22 protein-coding genes are annotated in these 23,710 nt (G+C 65.0%); 10 read left to right on the top strand and 12 right to left on the bottom strand.

All coding sequences use genetic code 11. The annotated features are described in order from the left end of the window. Nucleotides 1-19: 19 nt before the first annotated feature. On the bottom strand, nucleotides 20-997 hold the full coding sequence (locus CXY78_RS13180; RefSeq protein ID WP_233206186.1) for a siderophore-interacting protein: 978 nt from the start codon (nucleotides 995-997) through the stop codon (nucleotides 20-22). A gap of 108 nt (nucleotides 998-1,105) precedes the next feature. On the opposite strand from CXY78_RS13180, the gene CXY78_RS13175 reads away from it, so the two are divergent. Beyond that, on the top strand, nucleotides 1,106-2,314 hold the full coding sequence (locus tag CXY78_RS13175; RefSeq protein ID WP_104089697.1) for an MFS transporter: 1,209 nt from the start codon (nucleotides 1,106-1,108) through the stop codon (nucleotides 2,312-2,314). Nucleotides 2,315-2,323: 9 nt separating this feature from the next. Continuing rightward, complete coding sequence (locus tag CXY78_RS13170; RefSeq protein WP_092338989.1) at nucleotides 2,324-3,139, top strand: aldo/keto reductase; 816 nt, start codon at nucleotides 2,324-2,326, stop codon at nucleotides 3,137-3,139. 3 nt (nucleotides 3,140-3,142) lie between these two features. On the opposite strand, the gene CXY78_RS13165 is transcribed toward CXY78_RS13170, so the two are convergent. From CXY78_RS13165 to CXY78_RS13115, 11 genes are all read right to left on the bottom strand, one after another. Beyond that, nucleotides 3,143-4,408, bottom strand: coding sequence for an MFS transporter (locus tag CXY78_RS13165; RefSeq protein ID WP_104089695.1), 1,266 nt, complete (start codon nucleotides 4,406-4,408; stop codon nucleotides 3,143-3,145). Continuing rightward, complete coding sequence (locus CXY78_RS13160; protein ID WP_092338993.1) at nucleotides 4,408-5,394, bottom strand: aldo/keto reductase; 987 nt, start codon at nucleotides 5,392-5,394, stop codon at nucleotides 4,408-4,410. The genes CXY78_RS13165 and CXY78_RS13160 overlap by 1 nt, the downstream gene beginning before the upstream one ends. Nucleotides 5,395-5,459: 65 nt before the next feature. Next, complete coding sequence (locus tag CXY78_RS13155; RefSeq protein ID WP_158252824.1) at nucleotides 5,460-6,371, bottom strand: carbohydrate kinase family protein; 912 nt, start codon at nucleotides 6,369-6,371, stop codon at nucleotides 5,460-5,462. Nucleotides 6,372-6,464: 93 nt separating this feature from the next. After that, the gene (locus CXY78_RS13150; protein WP_092338997.1) at nucleotides 6,465-7,769 is read right to left on the bottom strand and encodes a thymidine phosphorylase; all 1,305 of its coding nucleotides are present in this window, start codon (nucleotides 7,767-7,769) and stop codon (nucleotides 6,465-6,467) included. Continuing rightward, nucleotides 7,766-8,191 (bottom strand): cytidine deaminase, encoded by a 426-nt coding sequence (locus CXY78_RS13145; RefSeq protein WP_092338999.1) that lies wholly within the window; start codon nucleotides 8,189-8,191, stop codon nucleotides 7,766-7,768. The genes CXY78_RS13150 and CXY78_RS13145 overlap by 4 nt, the downstream gene beginning before the upstream one ends. Next, nucleotides 8,188-9,477: an ABC transporter permease gene (locus CXY78_RS13140; RefSeq protein WP_092339001.1), complete on the bottom strand. Its 1,290-nt coding sequence runs from the start codon at nucleotides 9,475-9,477 to the stop codon at nucleotides 8,188-8,190. The genes CXY78_RS13145 and CXY78_RS13140 overlap by 4 nt, the downstream gene beginning before the upstream one ends. Beyond that, nucleotides 9,474-10,766, bottom strand: coding sequence for an ABC transporter permease (locus CXY78_RS13135; protein WP_369827308.1), 1,293 nt, complete (start codon nucleotides 10,764-10,766; stop codon nucleotides 9,474-9,476). Before CXY78_RS13135 ends, CXY78_RS13140 begins: the two co-directional genes overlap by 4 nt. After that, nucleotides 10,763-12,283 carry an ABC transporter ATP-binding protein gene (locus tag CXY78_RS13130; protein WP_092339003.1) on the bottom strand — a complete coding sequence of 507 codons (1,521 nt, stop codon included), beginning with the start codon at nucleotides 12,281-12,283 and terminating at the stop codon, nucleotides 10,763-10,765. Before CXY78_RS13130 ends, CXY78_RS13135 begins: the two co-directional genes overlap by 4 nt. Before the next feature lie 94 nt (nucleotides 12,284-12,377). After that, nucleotides 12,378-13,484 carry a BMP family protein gene (locus CXY78_RS13125; RefSeq protein WP_092339005.1) on the bottom strand — a complete coding sequence of 369 codons (1,107 nt, stop codon included), beginning with the start codon at nucleotides 13,482-13,484 and terminating at the stop codon, nucleotides 12,378-12,380. A gap of 142 nt (nucleotides 13,485-13,626) precedes the next feature. Further along, complete coding sequence (locus CXY78_RS13120; RefSeq protein WP_092339007.1) at nucleotides 13,627-14,688, bottom strand: BMP family protein; 1,062 nt, start codon at nucleotides 14,686-14,688, stop codon at nucleotides 13,627-13,629. 43 nt (nucleotides 14,689-14,731) lie between these two features. Next, nucleotides 14,732-15,853 (bottom strand): mannose-1-phosphate guanylyltransferase, encoded by a 1,122-nt coding sequence (locus CXY78_RS13115; protein WP_104089693.1) that lies wholly within the window; start codon nucleotides 15,851-15,853, stop codon nucleotides 14,732-14,734. A gap of 96 nt (nucleotides 15,854-15,949) precedes the next feature. Between CXY78_RS13115 and CXY78_RS13110 the strand changes: the two genes are divergently transcribed. The 8 genes from CXY78_RS13110 to trpS all read left to right on the top strand — a co-directional run bounded on the left by CXY78_RS13110 (nucleotide 15,950) and on the right by trpS (nucleotide 23,704). After that, nucleotides 15,950-17,122, top strand: a complete 1,173-nt coding sequence (locus CXY78_RS13110) for a glycosyltransferase family 1 protein (protein WP_104089692.1) — start codon at nucleotides 15,950-15,952, stop codon at nucleotides 17,120-17,122. Between the two features lie 110 nt (nucleotides 17,123-17,232). Then, nucleotides 17,233-17,646 carry a succinate dehydrogenase, cytochrome b556 subunit gene (gene sdhC / locus CXY78_RS13105; RefSeq protein WP_104089690.1) on the top strand — a complete coding sequence of 138 codons (414 nt, stop codon included), beginning with the start codon at nucleotides 17,233-17,235 and terminating at the stop codon, nucleotides 17,644-17,646. 11 nt (nucleotides 17,647-17,657) lie between these two features. Continuing rightward, nucleotides 17,658-18,110 carry a succinate dehydrogenase hydrophobic membrane anchor subunit gene (locus CXY78_RS13100; RefSeq protein WP_092339013.1) on the top strand — a complete coding sequence of 151 codons (453 nt, stop codon included), beginning with the start codon at nucleotides 17,658-17,660 and terminating at the stop codon, nucleotides 18,108-18,110. Nucleotides 18,111-18,127: 17 nt separating this feature from the next. Further along, nucleotides 18,128-19,936 carry a succinate dehydrogenase flavoprotein subunit gene (sdhA, locus tag CXY78_RS13095; RefSeq protein ID WP_092339015.1) on the top strand — a complete coding sequence of 603 codons (1,809 nt, stop codon included), beginning with the start codon at nucleotides 18,128-18,130 and terminating at the stop codon, nucleotides 19,934-19,936. Beyond that, nucleotides 19,936-20,697 (top strand): succinate dehydrogenase iron-sulfur subunit, encoded by a 762-nt coding sequence (locus CXY78_RS13090; RefSeq protein ID WP_092339017.1) that lies wholly within the window; start codon nucleotides 19,936-19,938, stop codon nucleotides 20,695-20,697. The genes sdhA and CXY78_RS13090 overlap by 1 nt, the downstream gene beginning before the upstream one ends. Nucleotides 20,698-20,762: 65 nt before the next feature. After that, complete coding sequence (locus tag CXY78_RS13085) at nucleotides 20,763-21,836, top strand: YihY/virulence factor BrkB family protein (RefSeq protein ID WP_233206185.1); 1,074 nt, start codon at nucleotides 20,763-20,765, stop codon at nucleotides 21,834-21,836. Nucleotides 21,837-21,845: 9 nt separating this feature from the next. Further along, entirely contained in the window at nucleotides 21,846-22,703 is an 858-nt protein-coding gene (locus CXY78_RS13080; protein ID WP_104089686.1) for an exodeoxyribonuclease III, read from the top strand. After that, a complete protein-coding gene (gene trpS, locus CXY78_RS13075; protein ID WP_104089684.1) occupies nucleotides 22,700-23,704 on the top strand; it encodes a tryptophan--tRNA ligase in 1,005 nt (334 codons plus the stop codon). Before CXY78_RS13080 ends, trpS begins: the two co-directional genes overlap by 4 nt. Nucleotides 23,705-23,710: the final 6 nt, after the last annotated feature.

The following is a 23,710-nucleotide window of genomic DNA, read 5'->3' as shown; positions in this document are numbered from 1 at the left end:
GGTCGATCCGGAGCCAGGGTCATTGAGCTTCGGACCGGCCGAGCCGCCAGTAGCCCATGAAAGCCACCCTTGAGCGGTCGATGCCGGTCTGACTCACCAGAAACCGTCGCAGGAGTTTGATCGTGCAGGATTCTCCGGCGAGCCAGGCGTAGAACCCGGCCCCGTTCTCTTCGGCGGGCGATTCCCAGAGCACGTCACAGTCCACGTCGACCTCGGCGAGCGGCTGCGGGGCCGCCGCGACCGCGGCCTCGACCAGGGCGCGATTGCTCGCAACCCAGCCACGCACTGCGGCGTCGAGGCGCTCTCCGTGCGGCGCCCGATCGCGAGCCAGCCAGGTGATCTCGCACCCTGCGGGCAGAACGAGAGGCAGGGCATCCGCCCCAGTGGGTATCTCGATGAAGGCGTGGGCGCGGCGGCCGGCCGGCAGGCTTTCGAGGATGCTGCAGATTGCGGGGGCGGCGGTCTCGTCGCCGGCCAGCAGCAGGTCGGTCGCCTGGCCGGGGTGCCAGTCGAGGCCGATGGAACGACCCGGGCTGCGCTCGTCGGGGCCGACGATGACGACGTCACTGCCGATGGAAACGGCCTGCAGCCAGCGCGCAGCCGGGCCGAGTGCGCCGTGAGCGGCGTGGGTGACGAAATCCACGTCGAGTTCCCGCTGTTCGGGGCGCACGGCGCGAATCGTGTAGGTGCGAAAAGGGTTGCGATCGGCGTCGGGCAGTGCACGCCAGCGGTCATACCAGCGGCCCGTGGCAATGGTTTCCTCGTAGTCGGCGCCGATATCGGAGAGTCCCCGGCCGGGCAGCGGAAACACGATCTTGACGCGCTGGTCCAGCCCGGCCGTGCCGAAGGTGTCGAACTGTTCACCGAAGAAGGTCACCCGGGTGAAATGTTCACTCAATAAGCGGATGCCGACGACCGTCGCGCGATAGGGCCGGTAGGCCGGGCGGTCAGCGACCGTCATAGCGCCGGGGCCGGTCACGCTCGGTAAGGTAAGCATTACCTTAGTATGGCATGCCTTGCCTCAGATCAGGCTGTACGGTCTGAAACTGTCCTGGCGCGCTGACTCCCCAGTTTTCGATTCAACCGACCCTAGACTGAAATCATTGTGAAAAGTTACTGGACCCTTCTGCGCACGCCGGGCGTATCCCGCCTGATCGGCGCGCAGTTGACGGCGAGGTTTCCCTTTGGAATGCTCTCCCTCGCCTTTCTCATTCACATCGAGCGCATCTTCGATTCGTACGGTGCGGCGGGGCTCGTTCTGGGCGCGATGAGTATCGGCCAGGCCATCGCCGGTCCCCTGACCAGCCGGCTGATGGGCCGGCTCGGCATGCGCCCGGTCATCATCGCGACAATGTTCATCTGCGCCGTGTCGATCGTGGTCATGGCACTGGTTCCGCTGTCGGTACTGAGCCTGATGCTCATCGGATTCGTCGCCGGACTGTCGACCCCGCCGATCCAGCCGGCCGTGCGCACCATCTACCCCAAAATCGTCAACTCCCGCCAGCTCACCCCGCTGTTCTCGCTCGACGCCTCGGCGCAGGAGATCATCTGGGTGCTCGGGCCGGTGATCGCAACCTTCGTGGCTTTGCAGGTATCGACGACCGCGGGCATCCTGCTCGCCGCGTTCTTTCTGGTGGCCGGCGGAATCTGGTTCGTCTCGCTGCCCGAGGTCGGCCGGGTGCGCATCCCCCGCAGCCGGCGCAAGCTCGGCGTCGTGCTCAAAAAGCCCGAGGTACTGCTCAGCACCATCGTCGGGTTCACGTTGGTCGCGGCCTGCGCCGCCGTGGAAGCCGGGGTGGTCGCGGTGTTCGGCCACGGCAGCGCCGATGCCGGCTGGGTGCTCGGCATCTTCGCCATCGGCTCGCTCATCGGTGGGCTCGCCCTCGGCCACGCCCCGATCGGCCCCTGGGCGCTCGCTGCCCGCATGCTCATCGTCACGATCGGCCTCGCCCTGGCCAGCCTGTGGCTCACCTTCTGGTGGCTGTCCTTTGCCCTGCTTCTGGCCGGGGTCGGCATCGCCCCCGCCTTCGCCGTTCTGTTCGGCATCGTCTCGGCCAGCGTCAAGTTCAGCGACACCGCCGAAGCCTACGGCTGGGTCGGCACCGGCCAGCTGATCGGCGCCGCCATGGGCTCCGCCATTGCCGGGTTCTCGATCGACCACTCCGGACCGGTCTCGGCCATCTACGTCGCCGCCGGCTTCGCCGCCCTGGGCTGCATCATTCCCGCGCTCGGCCGCCGCTGGCACCCCGACCTGCGCGGCCGCGACATCAGCCCCATCCCCGACACCGAGCCCATTCAGATTCAGGTCTCGTAGCATTATGGGATGACCTCCCTCACGCTCAATGACGGCCACGTGATCCCCCAGCTCGGTCTCGGGGTCTATAAAGTAGCGGATGCCCTCGCCGCCGACACCGTCGAGGTCGCCCTCGCCGCCGGGTACCGTCACGTCGACACCGCAGCCCTCTACGAGAACGAGGTCGGCGTCGGGCAGGGTCTCGCGCGCTCGAACGTGCCCCGCGAGGACGTGTTCGTGACCACCAAGGTGTGGAACGACCGCCACTGCTACGACGAAACGCTGAAAGCGTTCGACGAGAGCCTGGCCAAACTCGACCTCGACTACGTCGACCTCTACCTGATCCACTGGCCGGCCCCGACCCAGAATCGCTACGTCGAGACCTATCGGGCGCTCGAGGCGATCCGGGCCACGGGCCGCGCCCGCTCGATCGGCGTCTCCAACTTTCATCCGCACCACCTCGACCGGCTGCTGAATGAGACCGAGGTCGTTCCGGTGCTCAACCAGGTGGAGTTGCACCCGTGGCTGCCGCAAGCCGAGGTGCGCGCGTATGATGCGGCCCACGGCATCCTGACCGAAGCGTGGTCGCCGCTGGCTCGCGGGCGTGCGATCGGCAACCGGGCCCTCGATGCGATCGGCGCCAGGCACGGCAAGTCGGCCGCGCAGATCGTGATCGCCTGGCACCTCGCGCTCGGCAACGTGGTCATTCCCAAGTCGGTCACGCCGGCGCGCATCCGCGCCAACATCGACGTGTTCGACATTTCCCTCGACGCCGACGACCTCGCGGCGATTGCCGGTCTGGAAAGCGGCGAGCGCACCGGCAAGGACCCCGACGACCTCGACTGAGCCCTATAGGGGAACGAGGGCGTCCGGCCCGAGCGGGTCTGGCACGTCTTCGGCGTTCGGCAGGATGCTGATGAACCGGTAGAACACGATGCCGAGCACCGTCGCGACTACGCCGCCAATGATGAAGGGCAGGGCAAGATCGATGCGCCCGACCAGACCGCCGAGCACGCTCCCGATCGGTGTCGCTCCCCAGAGCAGGGTGCGCCACGTGCCGTGCACTCGCCCGAGCAGATGTCCCGGAATGATGCTCTGCCGCAGGGACATCACCAGAATGTTCCAGACTGTCACCGCGCCGCTGCTCACCGCGAAAAAGATCACGGTCACCCACAAGTTGGGCCAGAGGCCAACAATCAGGAACGCCAGGCCGCTCAAGACCAGCATGATCGCCATGGTCGGCCCGGCATTCAAGCGGTTCTTGAGCGGTGCCGTAAAAACCGATCCAACGATGCCGCCGATCGCGCCGCTCAGCATGAAGACTCCGAACCAAGCCTCCGGTACCGCGAGCGGTCCGAGCACGAACAGCACGAAGCTGGCCGTGGCGAAGGAGAACGCGAGTCCGATGGTAGTGCTCAGCAGCCAGAGCGTGACCAGCATGCGGCTCTTCACGATGAAACGGTAGCCGTCGACGAACTGGCGATACCAGGCGGCTTCGGTCTGGTCGCCGATCAGAGCGTGCTGCCGTCCCGACGCGATCTTCGGCAGGAACAGCGCGAGCGCTGCGGCGACCAGAAAAGCCACCGCGTTCGCACCGAGCGGAATCAGCACCGAAACGGCGAACAGCAGGCTGGTGAGCGGCCCGGCCAGAAAATTCTGCACCACGAGCTCGCCGGCCTCGATGCGGGAATTGGCGCGGGGCAGGTCGGCGCGGCCGATGATGCTCGGAACGACCGCGCGGGTCGCCCCGTCGTACACGGTCTCGAACGCACCATAGATGAAAATAAGGGCGTACAGCCAGACGATGGTGAGGGCATCCGTTGCGGTGAGCACACACAGGGCGACGGCGAGGATCATGCGCACGGTGTTGGCGAGTGCGAGGGCGATGCGACGGTCGATGCGGTCGACCAGGATGCCGGCCGGGATGGCGCAGAGCAGCCACGGCAGCATCGCCATGGCCGCGATACCGGCGATCAGCAGGGGGTCGTCGGTGAGCCGCGCCGCGAGCAGGGGCAGCGCGGTGCGCGCGATACCGTCACCGAGATTGCTCGCGAGGCTCGCCGTGAACAGGTTGTTGAAGGCCGGCCCGAGGCCGCCCGACAGGCGACGCCGCATCACCAGCGGGGGTGAATCTGCTCCCGCAGGAGCCGATCGTAGACATCCTGCACGCCCTCGTTAAAGGCGAGGTCAAGTGGTTCGGCAACGCCCGCCGTGGCATTGCCCTGCGCCTGCGCGACCGAGCGAGCGCCGGGAATGACGGCGCTCACGCCGTCGATCTGAGCAACCCAGGCCAGCGCAGCCTGCGCGGGAGTGAGGCCGGCCGGGGCCAGAGCGGCAAATTCAGTCGCGGCCTGCAGGCCTACCTCGAAGTCGACGCCGGAGAAGGTCTCGCCAACGTCGAAGTGGCTGCCGTCACGGTTGAAGTTGCGGTGGTCGCTCTCGGCGAACACCGTCTCGCGGGAGTATTTGCCGGTCAGCAGTCCGCTGGCCAGCGGCACCCGCGCGATAATGCCGACCCCGGCCTCCCGCGCGGCGGGCAGCACCTCATCGAGCGGCTTCAGTCGAAACGCGTTCAGGATGATCTGCACGGTGGCGACGCCGGGGTGGCTGATCGCGGCGAGGGCCTGGGCGCAGGTCTCCACGCTCACGCCGTAGTTGCTGATGACGCCCTCGTCGACGAGGGTGTCGAGCGCGTCGTAGACCTCGCCCGAGTCGAAGACCGCGCTCGGCGGGCAGTGCAGTTGTACGAGGTCGAGGGTGTCCGTGCCCAGGTTTGTGCGCGAGCGGTCGGTCCAGGCCCGAAAATTGCCAAGCACGAAATTCTCGGGCAGCTGCTCGGCCCGCCGCCCCATCTTGGTCGCTACGGTGATTTCAGCGCCCGGGGCGTCGTGCGCGAGAAAATGCCCGATCAGGCGTTCGCTGCGGCCGTCACCGTAGACATCCGCTGTGTCAAAAAAGGTGATTCCGGCATCAGCGGATGCCGCCAGCACAGCGGTCGCGTCAGCGTCAGACACGGCACCCCAGTCGGCGCCGAGCTGCCAGGTTCCGAGGCCGATCACGGAAACAGTGCGGCCGGTTCGTCCGAGGGTGCGTTTGTGCATAGCTCCAGCTTAGGTAGGGGGCGGTTTCAGCGCCGCAAGAATTTCTGGTCTGGCGGGGAAGACGCTCAGACCGGGCGACCGCCGACGATCGCGATGGCGCGGGCGGCGAGACGACTACCGGCATCCGCTGCTGACGTCATCGACGCACCCTCGAGCCACGCTGCGACGAAACCGGCACCGAAGGCATCGCCGGCCCCGGACGCGTCGGTCCGGTCACCCCCTGCGGCTGGCACCATCACCGGAGGCTGTCCGTCGACTGCGACAACCGCGCCCTCGGCCCCCATGGTTAGTGCGACCAGCCCAAAACTCTCAGCGAGACGCGTCGCAACGTCGAAAGGATCCTCCAGCCCGGTGAGGGCACGCCCCTCGGGAAGGTTGGGCAACAGAACGGATGCCCCCGCCACCGCCCGCAAGAAATGCGCCACCCCGAAATCCGCCAGTTGACCGCCCGACCCGGGGTCCACGACGACGGGCACCCCACGCTCGCGGCATCGCCCCAGGAGGTGTTGGAAGGAATCAACCGTCCCCTCCGGGTCGTGCTGGCCGGAGAACACCGTATACCCGGTGAAATACAGCGCCGCAGCACCATCGAGCAGGGAATCGGGCACGTCGTTCGGAGTCAGAACCCGGTTGGCCCCGCGTTCGATCAGCACGGTACGGCCCTCGTTCTCATCGACAATGACGATGATCGTGCCCGTAGGACGGGTCGCGTCGGGAGTGAGGTGAGCCCGCACACCGAAATCAGCGAGGAAGGCGGCATGGTAGTCACAGTCGATGGCGCCGACCCGCCCGATGAAGTCCACGTCGACCCCGGCATCTCCGAGCCAGGCCGACACGTTGGCCGCAGCACCGCCCGGGACCTGCCGAATCGATGACTGCGTATCGGTATCGACAAGCGGCTCCCGATGCGGTCGAACGACGATGTCGTCGATCACGTCGCCGAACACCACAACCCGTGGGCGTCCACCATCGCTCAAGTTATTCCCCCTTGAATTAGTGCTGGCCGGAATTCTTAGTGGTCGGTCTGGCCAGGCCGCACCGACCCCCGAATGACCGAACATTCTCTGAGCCTAGTGGCCCCCGATGCGCTCCGCGATCAGCGGACCGCCATCCTGCACGGGTTCCCCCGGGTCGCCGATGCGCCAGGCACCCGCGACGGCTTCGAGGGCACGGGCGAACCGTGCTGGCTCGTCGGCGCTGAGCGTGAACAGGGGCTGCCCCTTGACCACGGTGTCGCCGGGCTTGGCGTGCAGGTCGATTCCGGCGGCGTGCTGCACCGGATCCTGCTTGCGCGCCCGCCCCGCGCCGAGCCGCCAGGCACCGATCCCGAACGGCAGGGCCTGCTGTTCCACCAGCACGCCGCTCCGCTCGGCGAGTACGACGTGGGTTTCGCGGGCAACCGGCAACGCGGCATCCGGGTCGCCGCCCTGCGCGCGAATCACGGCGCGCCACTTGTCCATGGCCCGACCATCGTTCAGGGCGGCCCCCACGTCGACGCCGGTGATTCCAGCGAGTGAGAGCATCTCCTCGGCCAGAGCCACGGTGAGTTCGACCACGTCTTTCGGCCCGCCGCCGGCGAGCACCTCGACCGATTCGCGCACCTCATTGGCATTGCCGATGGCAAAACCGAGCGGCACGTTCATGTTGGTCAGCAAGGCGGATGTCGCCACCCCGGCATCCTCGCCGAGTTCCACCATGGTGCGGGCGAGCTCGCGTGAGCGCTCGATATCTTTCAGAAAAGCACCGGAGCCGAACTTCACGTCGAGCACGAGAGCGCTGGTGCCCTCGGCGATCTTCTTCGACATGATCGACGACGCGATCAGCGGAATCGCCTCGACCGTTCCGGTGATGTCGCGCAGGGCATAGAGCTTGCCGTCGGCCGGAGCCAGACCGCTGCCGGCCGCGCAGACCACGCCGCCGATCTCCTGCAACTGTTTAAGCATCTCGGCGTTGCTGAGGTTGGCGCGCCAGCCCGGAATGGACTCGAGCTTGTCCAGCGTGCCGCCCGTGTGGCCGAGGCCACGACCCGAAAGCTGCGGCACGGCCGCGCCGAACACCGCGACGAGCGGCATCAGCGGCAGGGTGATCTTGTCGCCGACACCGCCGGTGGAGTGCTTGTCGGTGGTCGGCTTGCCGAGCCCGTCGAAGGTCATGCGTTCGCCGCTCGCGAGCATCGCCATGGTCAGCGCCCGAATCTCGTTACGGCTCATGCCGTTCAGAAAGATGGCCATGGTCATGGCGGCCATCTGCTCGTCGCCGACGTAACCACGCGTGTAGGCGTCGATCAGCCAGTTGATCTGCGCTTCGCTGAGTTCGCCGCGGTCGCGCTTGGTGTGGATGAGGTCGACGGCGTCAAACGCTTCGATGGTGGTCATTCCGTGTGTTCCTTTACAGCGTGATACTCGGCGAGCTGGCGTGGCCCGAAGGCATCCGGCAGCACCTCGTCAATGGTTTTCACGCCGGAGACGGTTTCAAGCAGCATGCCCGGCGCGGAGTGTTCATACAGAAGCTGCCGGCAGCGACCGCACGGCATGAGAATGCCACCGTTGCCGTCGACGCAGGTGAAGGCCACGAGGTGGCCGCCGCCGCTCCGGTGCAGCGCGGAAACCAGACCGCACTCGGCGCAGAGGGTGAGGCCGTAGGAGGCGTTCTCCACGTTGCATCCGCTGATCACTCGTCCGTCATCGACCAACGCCGCAACGCCCACCGGAAACTTGGAGTACGGCACGTAGGCGGTCTTCATGGCGGTGAGGGCGACCTCCCGCAGCGCGGCCCAGTCGACGGTCACCGTGCTCACTTGATGTACGGTTTTCCGTCGGCGGCGGGGGCCCGCGAGCGGCCGACGAACCCGGCCACGGCGAAGATCGTGACGACGTAGGGCAGCATGAGCATGAATTCACTCGGCACCGGCGAGCCAATGATGCCCAGCACGTTTTGCAGGTTGGTGGCGAAGCCGAACAGAAGCGCCGCGAGGGTGGCCTTGATCGGATGCCACTGGCCGAAGATCACCGCGGCGAGGGCGATGAAGCCCATGCCGTTTGTCATCTCCTTGTTGAACGCGCCGACAGCACCGAGGGTGAAGTACGCTCCGCCGAAGCCCGAGATGACGCCGCCGAGGGTGACGGCAACGAAACGGGTGCGGTTGACGTTGATGCCGACGGTGTCGGCGGCCTGCGGATGCTCACCCACGGCCCGCACGCGCAGGCCCCACTTGGTGCGAAACAGGCCAAAATACACCACGGCAACGGCTACGTACATGATGTAGACGATGATGGTCTGGCGAAAAAGCACCGGGCCGATGATGGGGATTTCGCTGAGCAGCGGAATGTTGAGTCGGGGAAAGACATCGGGTGAGTTGAGGTTGGCGCTCGGGGCGAGAACCTGCGAGTAGAGAAAGCTGGTGAGCCCGATCACAAGCACGTTGAGCACGACGCCGACGATGACCTGGTCGACGAGATACTTGAGCGCGAATGCGGCCAGCACCATGGAGACGAGCGCTCCGGCGACCATCGCGGCGAGCAAGCCGATGTAGGGGTTGCCCGTGGCGGAGGCGACGACCGCTGAGCTGAAGGCACCGGCCAGAAGCTGCGCCTCGATGGCAACGTTCACGACGCCGGCTCGCTCGGACAGCACACCGCCGAGGGCACCGAAGATGAGCGGGGCGCTCAGGGTGACCGTTCCGATCAGCAGTCCGGGCACCGGAATGGTCGATCCCGATGCAGCCCAGGCCAGAAAGCCGACCAGAAACAGCAGGGCGAACAGAATGGTCAGCACGATCGGGATCTTGCGGTGGCGGTAGACCAGCCAGACCGACGCCGCGGCCAGCAGCACGAGCACGATGGCGATGATCACCCCGGTGGCGAAAGTCGGAAGGGCCATCTCGGGCAGCTGAATCAGGTCGCGCGCTTCGGACAGACGGAAGGTGCTGAGCTCGCCGCGCTGGCCTCGTCCGAGCACCACGAACAGGATCAGGGACAGCACGGCAAAGCCGCCGAAGGTGATCGGAATCTTCCAGCTGCGAATTTGTGCCGTCGTCGCGATCGCGGCGGAAACGGGAGCTGTGCTCTCTGCGATCGTGCTCACTTCGCCACCACCTCGTTGCTCTTGCTTGCCTTGACGGCGCTGATCTTGGGTTTTCTCGTGGTGCCTGGCGTCGGAAGGTGGAACATGGCCCGCACCAGCGGCGGGGCAGCGATGAACAGCACGATCAGAGCCTGTACGACCACGACGATATCGATGGGCACACCCTCTGCCGCCTGCATGGAAAACCCTCCGGCTTTGAAAGCACCGAAGAGAATGCCGGCGGCGAAGATTCCCCAGGGCTTAGACCGGCCCAAAAGTGCCACCGTGATGGCGTCGAAACCGATACCCGCGTCGATACCGGAACCGAAACCAGTCGTCACCGTACCGAGCACCTGGTTGATACCGGCCAGCCCCACGAGCGCACCCGAGATGGCCATGGCATACAGGTAGACGTTCTTCACGTTGATGCCTGCTACCCGGGCCGCGCTGGGGTTTTGACCGACGGCGCGAAACTGAAACCCGAGGTTGGAGCGGCTGAGCAGCCACCAGACGAAGATTGTGGCGGCGATGACCGTGAGAAAACCGGCGTGGAGGTTGTATCGGGGGCCAAACAGGTCGGGGAACACCGCGGTGGACAACATCGGCGGGGTCTTCGGGTTATTGCTCCCCGGAGCCTGGAGGGCACCCGGCGTGCGCAGCAAGAACTGGATGAGGTAGAGCGCCACGAAGTTGAGCATGATCGTGACGATCACCTCGTGGGCACCGGTGCGAGCCTTGAGCAGGCCCACAATTCCGCCCCAGATAGCCCCGCCGAGCAGTCCGGCCAGGATAGCGACAATCAAGTGGATGCCGGCCGGCAGCTCGACCGCAAAAGCGACATAGCCAGCGGCCCCGGCGGCGATGAGCATCTGCCCACGACCGCCGATGTTGAACATCCCCACCCGAAAGGCGAGCCCGACGCCGAGGCCGGCCGCGATCAGCGGCGTGGCGAAGGTGAGGGTTTCGGTCAGCGGGCGTATCGCGGTGAGAAAGTTCTGCGCCCGAAAGTTATAGATCGACCCCTGGAACAGGGCGGAATAGGCTCCCGCGACGGCGTCCCACACGGCCTGCAGCAGGTCGGCCGGACGGGAGAAGAAGTACCCGGCCGTCTCCTGTACGCGTTCATTGGTGAATGCGATCAAAATGGCGCCGACCACGAGCGCGAACACGACGGCGAGAATGGAGATCATGGCGCTGCCGCCGGTGATGTCGCGCAGGCTTTGGGTCCAGCGCTCAGACCCGTCCTTCCGGCCAGGTCCGGCAGCCGGAGCGGCGGGAGCCGGCGCTGCCGGTGCCGTCAGGTCGCTCACAGTGCAGCCTCGGTTTCGGGGGCGTGTTCGCCGGCCATCATGAGGCCCAGCGTGGCGCGGGGGGTGTTGCCAGGAACGATTCCAACGATTTCTCCTCGATACATCACCGCGATGCGGTCTGCGAGCGCGACGACCTCGTCGAGCTCGGTGGATACCACGATCACGGGAATACCCGAATCCCGCGTTTCGATAATGCGGGTGTGCACGAACTCGATCGAACCGACATCGAGCCCGCGGGTGGGCTGGGCTGCCACGAACAATCGCAGCTCCCGACTCAGCTCACGGGCGAGCACCACTTTCTGTTGGTTGCCACCGGAGAGCCGGCCAGCCTCCATGGCACTGCCCTGCGAACGAATATCGAACTCGTGAATCTTCTCGGCGGCGAATTTGGCTCGAAATCCCAGCTGGAGGTTTCCGCCCTTCACGAACGGCGCCCCGGAGCTGCGGTCCAGCATGAGATTCTCGGCGATGCTGAAATCGGCGATGAGGCCGTCTTCGGTGCGGTCCTCGGGAACGAACCCAACGCCGGAATCGAGGATGCGCCGCACGCTGTAGCCGCGCAATGGTTTTCCGTCGAGTTCGATCGACCCGGTCACGTGGTGCTGCAGCCCGATCAGGGCTTCGGTCAGTTCGGTTTGGCCGTTGCCCTGCACCCCGGCAATGGCGAGCACCTCACCGGCCTGCACGTCGAAGCTCACGTTGTTGACGACGATCTGGTTGCGGGCGTCGATGACCGTGAGATTCTTTACCGACAGTGCGGTACCGCGCAGCTCCGGCGCGTTCTTGTGCACGGTCAGTTCGACGGCACGACCCACCATGAGTGATGCCAGCTCGGCGTTCGTCGCGGTCGGCGAGGCTTCACCGACAACGGTTCCCAAGCGGATGACGGTGATGCGGTCGGCGACGGCGCGCACCTCCCGCAATTTGTGCGTGATGAACACGATTGAGGTGCCGGACTCGGCGAGCTGGCGCATGATGATCATGAGCTCGTCGGTCTCTTGCGGGGTGAGCACGGCGGTGGGTTCGTCGAACACCAGCACCTTCGCATCTTGGGACAGCGCCTTGATGATTTCCACCCGCTGCTGCACACCGACCGGCAGATCTTCGATCAGGGCGTCCGGATCGATATCGAAGCCGAAGCGGTCGGAGATCTCGCGAACCTTGGCGCGGGCCGAACTGAGATCCAGGCGTCCGCCGAAGGTGGTCTGTTCGTGGCCGAGCACGACGTTCTCGGCAACAGTGAACACCGGAACGAGCATGAAGTGCTGGTGGACCATGCCGATTCCCGCGTTCATGGCGTCGCCGGGACCGGCGAATTTCTGCACCACGTCGTCGAGCAGAATCTCGCCCTCTTCGGCAATGTACAGGCCGTACAGCACGTTCATCAGGGTGGACTTGCCAGCGCCGTTCTCACCCAGGAGGGCGTGAATTTCACCCGACTCGACGGTGAGGGAGATGTTGTTGTTGGCGACCAACGCACCAAAGCGCTTGGTGATGCCGCGAAGTTCGAGCTTCATTCATCCTGAATTCTTGAGTCGAGCATGGCGGGAGTGCACGAGGGTAATGAAATGGGGAGGCCGAAAAATCGGCCTCCCCATTGCTGTCAGCGTATTACTGCTTGGGCGAAGCGGGTGATTCCACCGTGATCGAACCGTCGATGATACCAGCCTTGATCGCGTCCAGCTCGTCGGTCATGGTCGCGGGGACCTTGGATTCGAAGTCGTGGAACGGCGCAACTCCCACGCCGTCGTTGGCCAAGGTACCGACGAATGCGGTGGCATCGAAGGCACCTGTGCCGGCACCGGTGACGACGTCGGACACGCCGACCTTGATGCCCTTGAGAATGCTGGTCAGGAACAGGTCAGCGCCATCCGGGTAGGTCTCGTATAGGTCGGCGTCGACACCGATCATGGCGATGTCCTTGCCCGAGCTCTTGATCGCTTCAATCGCGCTCAGGAAGATCGGTCCACCAACGGGAAGCAGCACGTCGGCGTTCTGGTCGATGAGGCCCTGGGCCTTGGCGAGCGAGTCGACGCCTGCAGCGAAGCCACCGGTGAAGGAGCCGGTCTGCGAGGCGACGTCCCAGCCGACGGTCTGAACGGACGTACCGTTCTGGTCGTTGAAGTAGGTGACACCGTCAGCGAAACCATCCATGAAGATGGTGACCGGGGGAATCTGAAGTCCGCCATAGGTTCCCACGACGCCGGTCTTGCTGTAGCCGGCTGCCGCGTAGCCGGCCATGAAGCCGGCGGGGGCGGTGTCGAACACGATCGGCTTGATGTTCGGCGCGTCTACCTCACCGTTGAAGTCGAGGTCGGCGGTGTCGTCGATGATGGCGTAGTTGACTTCGGGGTTGGCCAGAGCCGACTCGACCGTTGCGGCGGCGAGGTTGAAGCCTACGGTGACGATGAGAGAGCAGCCCTGGTCGACAAGGTTCTGCACGTTCGACTGGTAGTCAGTCTCGGTCGCAGACTCGACCGTGATCGGCGTGACGCCCAGGGACTTGGCCGCTTCGTTGAGTCCTTCGAAACCGAGCTGGTTGAACGACTTGTCGTCGAATCCACCCGCGTCAGAAACCATGCAGGGAACGAAGTCGCTGGCTGCGGCGGAGTTAGTGTCATCGGTAGTCGCCGGCGCCTGGGCACAGGCCGCGAGCATCGCCACTGAGCCGAACATTGCAAGACCGGTGAGTACGGTCTTACGGGTCGAAATTGTCAAGAGGACCTCCAGGGTGCTGCCCAGCTAGATCGCACGGGCGTGGTGCGATCCACGTTACCGAATGTGACGCTGCGCAGATGAGCAATGTGCGTGCGCGGGCGAGTCGTTACCAAGCCGCGACATTACGGAAACATTTCTCCCCCTATTGGGGTGAACTGGGGCCGTTTACATCGATGATCCCGGCTATGATAGCGGCCCGGATCTGATCGACCTCGTCACTGAGTTCGGTGGTCACCAAGCCGGCCTGGTCGTGGAAGTCAGCGATCTCGACGCCGCCGTTCTTCAGCGTGCCGACGAACGCCGTGTTGTCGAAGCTGCCGTCGAGGTCAGAGCCGATGGTTTCCACGACCGCGGCCGACGTGTTTTTGAGCACACTCGTGAGCACAACCGACCGGAACTGTTCCGGAAGCGTCACAAAGCCGTCGTTGTCGACCCAGATAATGGTCACGCCCGGCGTCTCGATCGCGGCAGCGGCCGCACCCTGCCCCACCTGGCCGGCCACCGGCAGAATAATGTCGGCGCCCTGGTCGATGAACGACTGGGCGAGGGCCTTGCCCTTGTTGACGTCTTCGAAGTCGCCGGTGAAGCGGCCATCCTGAAGCTCCTTGTTCCAGCCGAGCACCTTCACGGCAGCCTTGTGCTTGTCGTTGTACATGGCGACGCCGTCGACGAAGCCGTCCATGAACAGGGTGACGGGCGGCTGGTTACCGCCGCCGAAGGTGGCGACGATTCCAGTCTTGCTCACCCCGGCAGCGAGGTAGCCGGCCAGAAACGACGCCTGGGCGGTGTCGAAGACGATCGGTTTCACGTTGGGGGCATCGACGACCTCGTCGACGATTGCAAAGTGCACCTCGGGGTTCGCGGTGGCTTCGGCCAGCGTGGCGTCGGCGAGTTCGTAGCCGACGGTGAGAACGAAATCACAGCCGGTGGCGACGGCCTGGCTCACATTGGGCGCCAGATCGGTCTCCGAGGTCGAGACGATAGCGTCGGTATTGATGTTGTAGGTCGTCGCCGCTTCCTGCAGGCCTTCCCAGCTGGACTGGTTGAAGGACCGGTCTTCGAGGCCGCCCGAGTTCGTGACCATGCGGGCGCAGTAGTCGGGCGCCGTCGCATCCGCTGTCGTGGTGGGTGCCGGTGCCTGCGCGCACCCGGCCAGCAGCAGAGCGGATGCCGCGAGGGCAGAAACAGCAATCACACGACGCATGGACACTCCTTAAGCATGAATTGGAATTCTAGTCAGGAATGGCCTACAGCACATCGCTGGAGCCGGAGAGCTTTAGCGCGTCGACGACAGCCTTGACCTTCTGGGCGTTCGCGCTGGTCGTGACCAGCAGGGCGTCGGGAGTGTCGATCACGACGATGTCCTCCACCCCGATCAGTGCGATCATGCGACCGGTGTGGCTGACCACGATGCCGCTCGACGAGTCGGCGAGCACTCGCGCGCCCTCGCCGAGGATGGCGAGGTTGGATTTGCGGCCGCCGGAGTGCAGCTTGGCGATCGAGGCGAAGTCGCCCACGTCGTCCCAGTCGAACTGGCCGGGAATCACGACGAGCTTTCCGGCAGCCGCGGCGGGCTCGGCGACCGAATAGTCGATCGCGATCTTCTTCAGGCGCGGCCAGACCTGGTCGACGACAGCGCCGCGGGCCGGGGTGTCCCAGGCTTCGGCAAGTTTCATCAGTCCGGCGTGCAGCTCGGGCTCGGCCGAGGCAATCTCGGCCAGCAAGCGGTCAGCGCGCGCGATGAAGATGCCGGCGTTCCACAGGTAGTTGCCGTCGGCGAGGTATTGCTCAGCGACCTCGGGGCTCGGCTTCTCGACGAAGGAGTCGACGGCCAGGGCGGTCGGGGCGCCGTCGATGGGCAGGGGCGCCGCGCTCTTGATGTAGCCGAAGCCGATCGCGGGCTCGGTCGGCTGGATGCCGATCGTGACGATGTAGCCGGCATCCGCTGCCGCAACCGCCTCGGTCACCGCCGAGCGGAAGAGGGCGTCGCCCTTGATGACCTGGTCGGCCGGGAACGATCCGATGATCACGCCGGGTTCGCGCAGCTCGAGAATGGCGGCGGCGAGGCCGATCGCGGCGGTCGAGTCGCGCGGTTCGCTTTCGAGAACGACGTTCGGATCGGCCAGTTCGGGCAGCTGCTGCTCGACGGCGGCCCGGTGGGCACGCCCGGTGACGACCATGATGCGTCGCTCGGTCGAGAGCGGAACGAGGCGATCCCAGGTATCGCGCAGCAGGGTGCGGCCAGAGCCGGTGAGGTCGTGCAGAAATTTGGGGGCATCCGCTCGCGACAGCGGCCACAGCCGGGAGCCGATGCCGCCGGCGGGAATCACGCTGTACAGGCGGTCGATGGGCTCACTGGACGTAATCATTGGATCAGACTATCGGGCGGCCCCGATGCGAGTGCCTGACACCACTGTTCATGCGCCCGTCACCCGGCGGCAATCGTCGCGACTTAACCTCGAACCATGCGGATCGCAGTCATCAGCGAAAGTTTTCTCCCCACCGTGAGCGGGGTGACCACGAGCGTGTGCAAGGTGCTCGACCACCTGGCCGCCACCGGACACGAGGCCCTGGTCATCGCCCCCTCCGGTGCCCCAGCCGAGTATGCGGGTTTTCCGGTGCACACCGTCTCCGCCGTGAACTACCGCGAATTTCCTGTCGGAATGCCGAGCCCGCAGGTACAGAAGCTGCTCGCCGACTTTCGCCCGGACGTGCTGCACGCCGCCTCGCCGTTTCTGCTCGGCGCCCAGGGCATCAGCGCCGCCAACCGGCTCGACATCCCCTCGGTCGCGATCTTTCAAACGGATGTCGCCGGTTACGCTCACCGAAATCACCTCGGCCCCGCAACGGCCCTGGCCTGGCGATTCGTGAAGTGGGTACACGAGGGTGCCACCCGCACCCTCGTTCCATCGTCGTCGTCGATGGCCGCCCTGCTGCGCCTCGGCGTGCCCCGCCTGGCCATGTGGACCCGCGGTGTCGACCTGACCGGTTTTCACCCCAATCTGAAGAACGATCCGGCGGTCGCCGCGCTCCGGGAACGGATTGCGCCCGCGCTCAAGACGGAAGGCCAACGCGATGTGATCGTGGGCTACGTCGGTCGCATGGCCCCGGAGAAGCAGGTGGAGCGGCTTCGTGCGCTGCGCGGGGTGCCGGGCATCCGTTTGGCTCTCGTCGGAGACGGACCGAGCGTACCTTCTATACGGCGGGCCCTCGCGGGCATGCCGGTCACCTGGCTGGGGCGGCTGTCGGGCCGCGAACTCGCCGTCGCCTACGCGAGCTTTGACGTGTTCGTGCACGCCGGTACCGAGGAGACGTTCGGCCAGACGCTGCAGGAAGCGCACGCGGCCGGGCTGCCGGTGGTGGCCCCGCACGCCGGAGGGCCGATCGATCTGGTGGCGCACGGCGAGAACGGGTATCTGTTTCGACCGAATGACGACCGTGATCTCAAGCACTGGGTGTGCCAGCTCGCACTCGACCCCATGCTGCGTGCGCGCATGGGCGAAGCCGGGCGTCGCGCAGTGCTCGGGCGCTCCTGGCCCACGGTCTGCGCCGAGCTGGTCGACTACTACGAGCAGGCCATCGACGAGCGCCTCGCCGTGCGCGCCGGCACTCACGTGCCACCCTCGATGCAACGTTAGGGCACCCTAACTGACACGAGAAGGCGGAGCACTTGTAGACTAACTAAATGTGCTAATAGCGCATTCTCGGTCTCACTTAAGAGCCATAATTCAGCCAGGGAGGGTTGTTCATGCCACAGACGGCAGGAACCCTAGATTCTCAGCAGAAGACGACGTCACGTCGCCCCGCCGGCACCCTGTATCGGGGTAACACGGGCATGTGGTCGTGGGTATTGCACCGCATCACCGGCGTCGCAATTTTCTTCTTTCTGCTCGTCCATATTCTCGATACGGCGCTCGTGCGGGTCAGCCCCGAAGCGTACAACGCGGTTATCGGGCAGTACCAGACACCGATCATGGGTCTCGGTGAGGTCGCACTCGTCGGCGCCATCGTGTTCCACGCCTTCAACGGTCTGCGCATCATTCTGATCGACTTCTGGAACGCCAAGCACCAGCGGGTGCTGTTCTACGTCGTCATCGGCCTCTGGGTCGTCACCATGCTGGGCTTCGCGCCGCGCCACCTCATCAACGTGTTCAGCCACTAGGGGGCGACAATATGACTTCAACAATCGAAGCTCCCCGCAGCCCGTACACCCGCAGCACGAAAAAGAGCGGGGTCAACTGGGAAAAGTGGGGCTGGATCTACATGCGCGTCTCCGGCGTCGTGCTGGTCGTGCTCATCTTCGGCCACCTGTTCGTCAACCTCATGATCGGTGAGGGCGTCAGCGCCCTGAACTTCGCGTTCGTCGCCGGCAAGCTGACCAACCCGTTCTGGATGGTTTGGGACGTCATCATGCTCTGGCTCGCCTTGATTCACGGCGGCAACGGCATGCGCACCCTGGTCAACGACTACGCCACCTCGCGGATCAGCCGCGGCATCCTGAAGGTCGCGATTCTGGTCAGCGTCGTCGCGCTGATCACGCTCGGCACCCTCGTGGTGTTCACCTTCGATCCTTGCCCCGCCGGTGCGCCCGCCGACCTCGTGGCCTCGTTCTGTAAGTCCCTCTAGGAGCTGCACTAACAAATATGACTTCTTCCACAGCGTCCCCGGAGTCCACCGTCGTAGACGGCGTGCACTACCACCAGCACGACATCGTCATTGTGGGAGCGGGTGGAGCCGGCATGCGTGCCGCCATCGAAGCCGGCCCCCACGCCAGCACAGCGGTCATTTCCAAGCTCTACCCGACGCGTTCTCACACCGGTGCGGCGCAGGGCGGGATGGCTGCGGCCCTCGCCAACGTCGAGGAAGACAACTGGGAATGGCACACCTTCGACACGATCAAGGGCGGCGACTACCTGGTTGACCAGGACGCCGCCGAGATCCTGGCCAAGGAAGCCATCGACGCGGTCATCGACCTTGAGAACATGGGCCTGCCGTTCAACCGCACGCCTGAGGGAAAGATCGACCAGCGCCGTTTCGGTGGCCACACTCGCGACCACGGTAAGAGCCCGGTGCGTCGCGCCTGCTACGCCGCTGACCGCACCGGCCACATGATCCTCCAGACGCTCTATCAGAACTGCGTCAAGCGCGGCATCAACTTCTTCAACGAGTACTACGTACTCGACCTGGTCATGACCAACGTCGACGGTGTCGACCAGCCGTCGGCCGTGGTGGCCCTCGACCTGTCGAGCGGCGAACTGCACGTGTTCCAGGGCAAGGCGTTCATCTTCGCCACCGGTGGTTTCGGCAAGATCTACAAGACCACCTCCAACGCCCACACCCTCACCGGTGACGGCGTCGGCATCGTCTGGCGCAAGGGTCTGCCGCTCGAGGACATGGAGTTCTTCCAGTTCCACCCGACCGGGCTGGCCGGATTGGGCATCCTCTTGACCGAGGGAGCTCGCGGCGAGGGAGCAATCCTTCGGAACGCTTCAGGTGAGCGTTTCATGGAACGTTACGCACCGACCATCAAGGACCTCGCCCCGCGTGACATCGTCTCGCGCTGCATGCTCAAGGAGGTCGCGGAGGGTCGCGGCGCCGGGCCCGACAAGGACTACCTGTACCTGGACTGCACCCACCTCGGTAAGGAACTGCTCGAGACCAAGCTGCCCGACATCACCGAATTCGCGCGCACCTACCTCGGCGTCGACCCGGTCACCGAGCCGGTTCCGGTCATGCCGACCGCGCACTACGCGATGGGCGGCATCCCGACCAACGTGAAGGCCGAAGTCTGGCGCAACAATGAGGTCGTCGTTCCCGGGCTGTACGCAGCCGGCGAGTGCGCCTGCGTCTCGGTGCACGGCTCGAACCGTCTCGGCACCAACTCGCTGCTCGACATCAACGTGTTCGGCAAGCGCGCCGGCAACAACGCCGTTGAGTACGTCAAGACGGCCGAGTTCGTTCCGCTGCCGGAAGACCCGGCCAAGGAGGTGCGCGAGCTGCTGGAAGGCATCCGCTCGTCGACCGGAACCGAGCGCATCGCCGTGCTGCGCAAGATTCTGCAGGAAGAAATGGACAAGAAGGCTCAGGTGTTCCGCACCGATGAGTCCCTCGCCGAGGTCACAGAGACCATCCACCTGCTGCGTCAGCGCTACAAGAACATCGGCGTGCAGGACAAGGGTCGTCGATTCAACACCGACCTGCTCGAAGCCGTCGAACTGGGCTTTTTGCTCGACCTCGCCGAGGTCGTCGTCTACTCCGCCCGCAACCGCAAGGAAAGCCGCGGCGGCCACCAGCGCGAGGACTACCTCGTTCGTGATGACGAGAACTACCTCAAGCACACCATGGCGTACCTCAAGGGTGACGCCATGTCGGCCGATGCCGCCGACCACATCAAGCTTGACTGGAAACCGGTTGTCATCACCCGCTACCAGCCGATGGAGAGGAAGTACTAGTGAGTACCGCCACAATCGATAACAAGCCCGTCGTGCCGGAAGAGATCAAATCCTTCACGGTCACGCTCATTATTCGTCGCTTCAACCCGGAGGTCGACGACGAGCCGCACTGGCAGGATTTTGACGTGCAGCTCTACCCGACCGACCGCGTGCTCGACGCGCTGCACAAGATCAAGTGGGAGCAGGACGGCTCGCTGACCTTCCGTCGCTCCTGCGCTCACGGCATCTGCGGCTCGGATGCCATGCGCATCAACGGCCGCAACCGTCTTGCCTGTAAGACGCTCATGAAGGACCTCGACGTTACGAAGCCCATTTATGTGGAGGCCATCAAGGGCTTGCCGCTGGAGAAGGACCTCATCGTTGACATGGAGCCGTTCTTCGCCTCCTTCAAGGCAATACAGCCGTTCATGATGAACAGCGTCAAGCCGGAAAAGGGCAAGGAGCGCATCCAGACGGTCGCCCAGCGCGCGCGCTTCGACGACACCACAAAATGTATTCTCTGCGCGGCATGCACGTCGAGCTGCCCGGTGTTCTGGACCGACGGCCAGTACTTCGGCCCGGCCGCCATCGTCAACGCGCACCGTTTCATCTTTGATTCGCGCGACGATGGCGCCCAAGTGCGCCTCGACATTCTCAACGACAAAGAGGGCGTGTGGCGTTGCCGCACGACCTTCAACTGCACGGATGCCTGCCCCCGCGGCATCCAGGTGACCCAGGCCATCGCCGAGGTCAAGCAGGCCATCATGCGAGGCAAGGCGTAACTGCCCGATTGCATGAAGAACACCCCCGTCGATTCGACGGGGGTGTCTCTCGTTAAACTGGCAGAGTGAAAGAACTTGTAGCGCGCGTCCAGACTTGGCGCCCCGTGCGGGTCGTGACTCATTTCAGCAGCGTGGGCGGCAGTATCTTGGCCGCCGGTATGTCGTATCAGGCGATTTTCGCCATTTTCGCGGCCGTTTGGGTGGGTTTCTCCATTGCCGGACTGTTCTTGACCGCGAACCAGCCCCTGCTGGACGCGCTCTATGCAATCATCAACCAGTCGATTCCGGGATTGATTGGCACCGACGGCATCATTGACCCAAAGCTGCTGGCGGCCGCCGGAATTTTCACCTGGATCGGTGCGATAGCACTGGTCGGGCTGCTGTTCACCGCGCTCAGCTGGCTGTCGGCCACGGCCCAGGCCGTGCGCACCGTGTTCGATATGCCCCCGCAGACCACGTTCTTCGTCTGGGTGAAGCTCCGTGAGCTCGGCCTTGGGCTGGTGTTCGGCCTGGCCCTGATTCTCTCGGCCGTCGTGTCGCTCGCCAGCACAGCCCTGCTCGACGTGCTGTTCAGTGTCTTTCACCTGCCGCAGGACTCGTTCTTCTATGAGGCGTCGGCCCGGCTGATCGGTCTGGCGGTCGTGCTCATCATCGATACGCTCACGCTGGCCGGCCTGTTCCGGGTGCTCTCCCGGGTGCGCATTCCCCCGCGGCGGCTGTTTACCGGAGCTCTGCTCGGTGGCGTCGCTCTCGGCCTGCTCAAGGTCCTCGGCGGCGCGCTCCTCGGCGGCGCCAATCGCAACCCGCTCCTGGCGACGTTCGCCGTGATCATCGGGCTACTGATCTGGTTCAACCTCGTGAGCACGGTCACGCTGATCGCCGCGTCCTGGATTGCGGTGGGCATGGACGACGCGGGGATCCCGCCCCACACCCTGAGCGCCGATGAAGCCGCCGCCAGCCAGCGCCGGCGCATGCACGACGCTCTCCGGCTGACCGCGCAGGGCGAGCTCAGCTCGGCCAGGGCTGCCGTCGACACCTCGCCCTGGTATGTCCGCTGGAGCGCCCGGCGACGGCTCCGCGCGGCCGAGGCGATCGTCGCTGGGTACGCCAAGGCGGATGCGGCTCAGACCACTAAGTAGACTTGGCCCATGTCTTCAGCTAAGCCCCTACGCATTGCCAGCATCAACACGAACGGGGTACGAGCCGCGTACCGCAAGGGGATGGGCGACTGGCTGAATGCCCGAGACGTTGACATTCTCGCGATTCAGGAAGTGCGTGCCTCCACCGAGGACCTCGAGGGACTGCTCGGGCCGGACTGGAACATTCTGCACGATGCCGCCACCGCGAAGGGGCGGGCCGGGGTCGCCTTGGCGAGCCGCGCCGGAGCATCCATTCATCGTGTTGCCTTGGGCGCCGAAGAATTCGACAGCGCCGGCCGCTGGCTCGAAGCCGACTACGAGGTCAACGGGCAGGTCATCACCGTCGTGAGCACCTACGTGCACTCCGGCGAGACCGACACCCCCAAGCAGGTCGAGAAGTACAAGTTTCTCGACGCCATGCTCGCGCGGCTGCCCGAACTGACCGCGCACAGCCCGCTCGCGCTCGTACTCGGCGACCTGAACGTGGGGCACCGCACGCTGGATATCAAGAACTGGCGCGGAAACAAGAAGCACGCCGGCTTCCTGCCGGAAGAGCGGGAGTATTTCGACCGTATCCTCGGAGCGGAAGGCGACCCCCTGTACAACGCGGGTGCCGGACTCGGCTGGGTCGATGTCGGGCGCAAGTGGGCCGGCGAGGTCGAGGGACCGTACACCTGGTGGTCCCAGCGCGGCCAGGCTTTCGACAATGACACCGGGTGGCGGCTGGACTACCATCTGGCCAGCCCGCTGTTGGCGGCATCCGTTGGTTCCTACGCGGTCGATCGGGCCGCGGCGTACGACCAGCGCTGGAGCGACCATTCCCCCGTCGTTGTCGACTATGACCTTTCTGGAGCGTTGAACTCATGACCAAACCCCGCCTGTATTCGGGCATGCAGCCCTCCGCCGAGTCCCTGCAGATCGGCAACTACATTGGCGCGCTGCTCAACTGGAAGTCGCTGCAGCAGACGCACGACGCGTTCTTCTCCATCGTCGACCTGCACGCCATCACCGTGGCGCAGGAGCCTTCAAAGCTGCGGGAGAACACCCGCGGCACTGCGGCGCAATATATTGCGGCCGGCATCGACCCGTCGGCATCGACGCTGTACGTGCAGTCGCACGTGGCCGCGCATGCCCAGCTGGCCTGGGTTCTGAACACCATCACCGGGTTCGGTGAGGCCAGCCGCATGACGCAGTTCAAGGACAAGTCCGCGCGGCACGGCGCAGACGCGACCACCGTTGGCCTGTTCGCCTACCCGACGCTGATGGCCGCGGACATTCTGCTGTACCAGACCGAGGTGGTGCCGGTCGGGGAAGACCAGCGCCAGCACGTCGAACTCACCCGCGACCTCGCGCTGCGCTTCAACTCGCGGTTCGGCGACACCTTCACGGTTCCCGAGGTGGCGATCGTGAAGGAAACCGCGAAGATCTACGACCTGCAGAACCCCGTGTCGAAGATGAGCAAGTCGGCCGAATCGCACGCCGGGGTCATCTGGTTGCTCGACGAGCCCGGTGTGACTCGCAAGAAGATCATGCGCGCGGTGACGGATGTCGATGGCGGCGTGGTGTTTGACCGCGAGAACAAGCCGGGTGTGGCGAACCTGCTCACGATCTACTCCGTGCTGGCCTCGCGCACGATCGAGTCGCTCGAAACCGAGTATGCCGGGCGCGGCTACGGCGATCTCAAGAAGGGGCTGGTCGAGGTTGTTCTGGGCACCTTCGACCCGATTCGCGAGCGCGTCGCCGAACTGCTCGGCGACCAGGCCGAGCTCGACCGGGTGCTGGCGTCGAACGCCGCGAGGGCTGACGCTGTCGCGAACGAGACGCTGGCAACCGTCTACGACCGGGTCGGCTTCCTGCCGCGCCGCTGATGCGTC

Source organism: Cryobacterium sp. N19 (genome assembly GCF_002929595.1).
Taxonomy (GTDB): domain Bacteria; phylum Actinomycetota; class Actinomycetes; order Actinomycetales; family Microbacteriaceae; genus Cryobacterium; species Cryobacterium flavum.
This window is presented reverse-complemented; position numbering and strand designations above follow the sequence as displayed.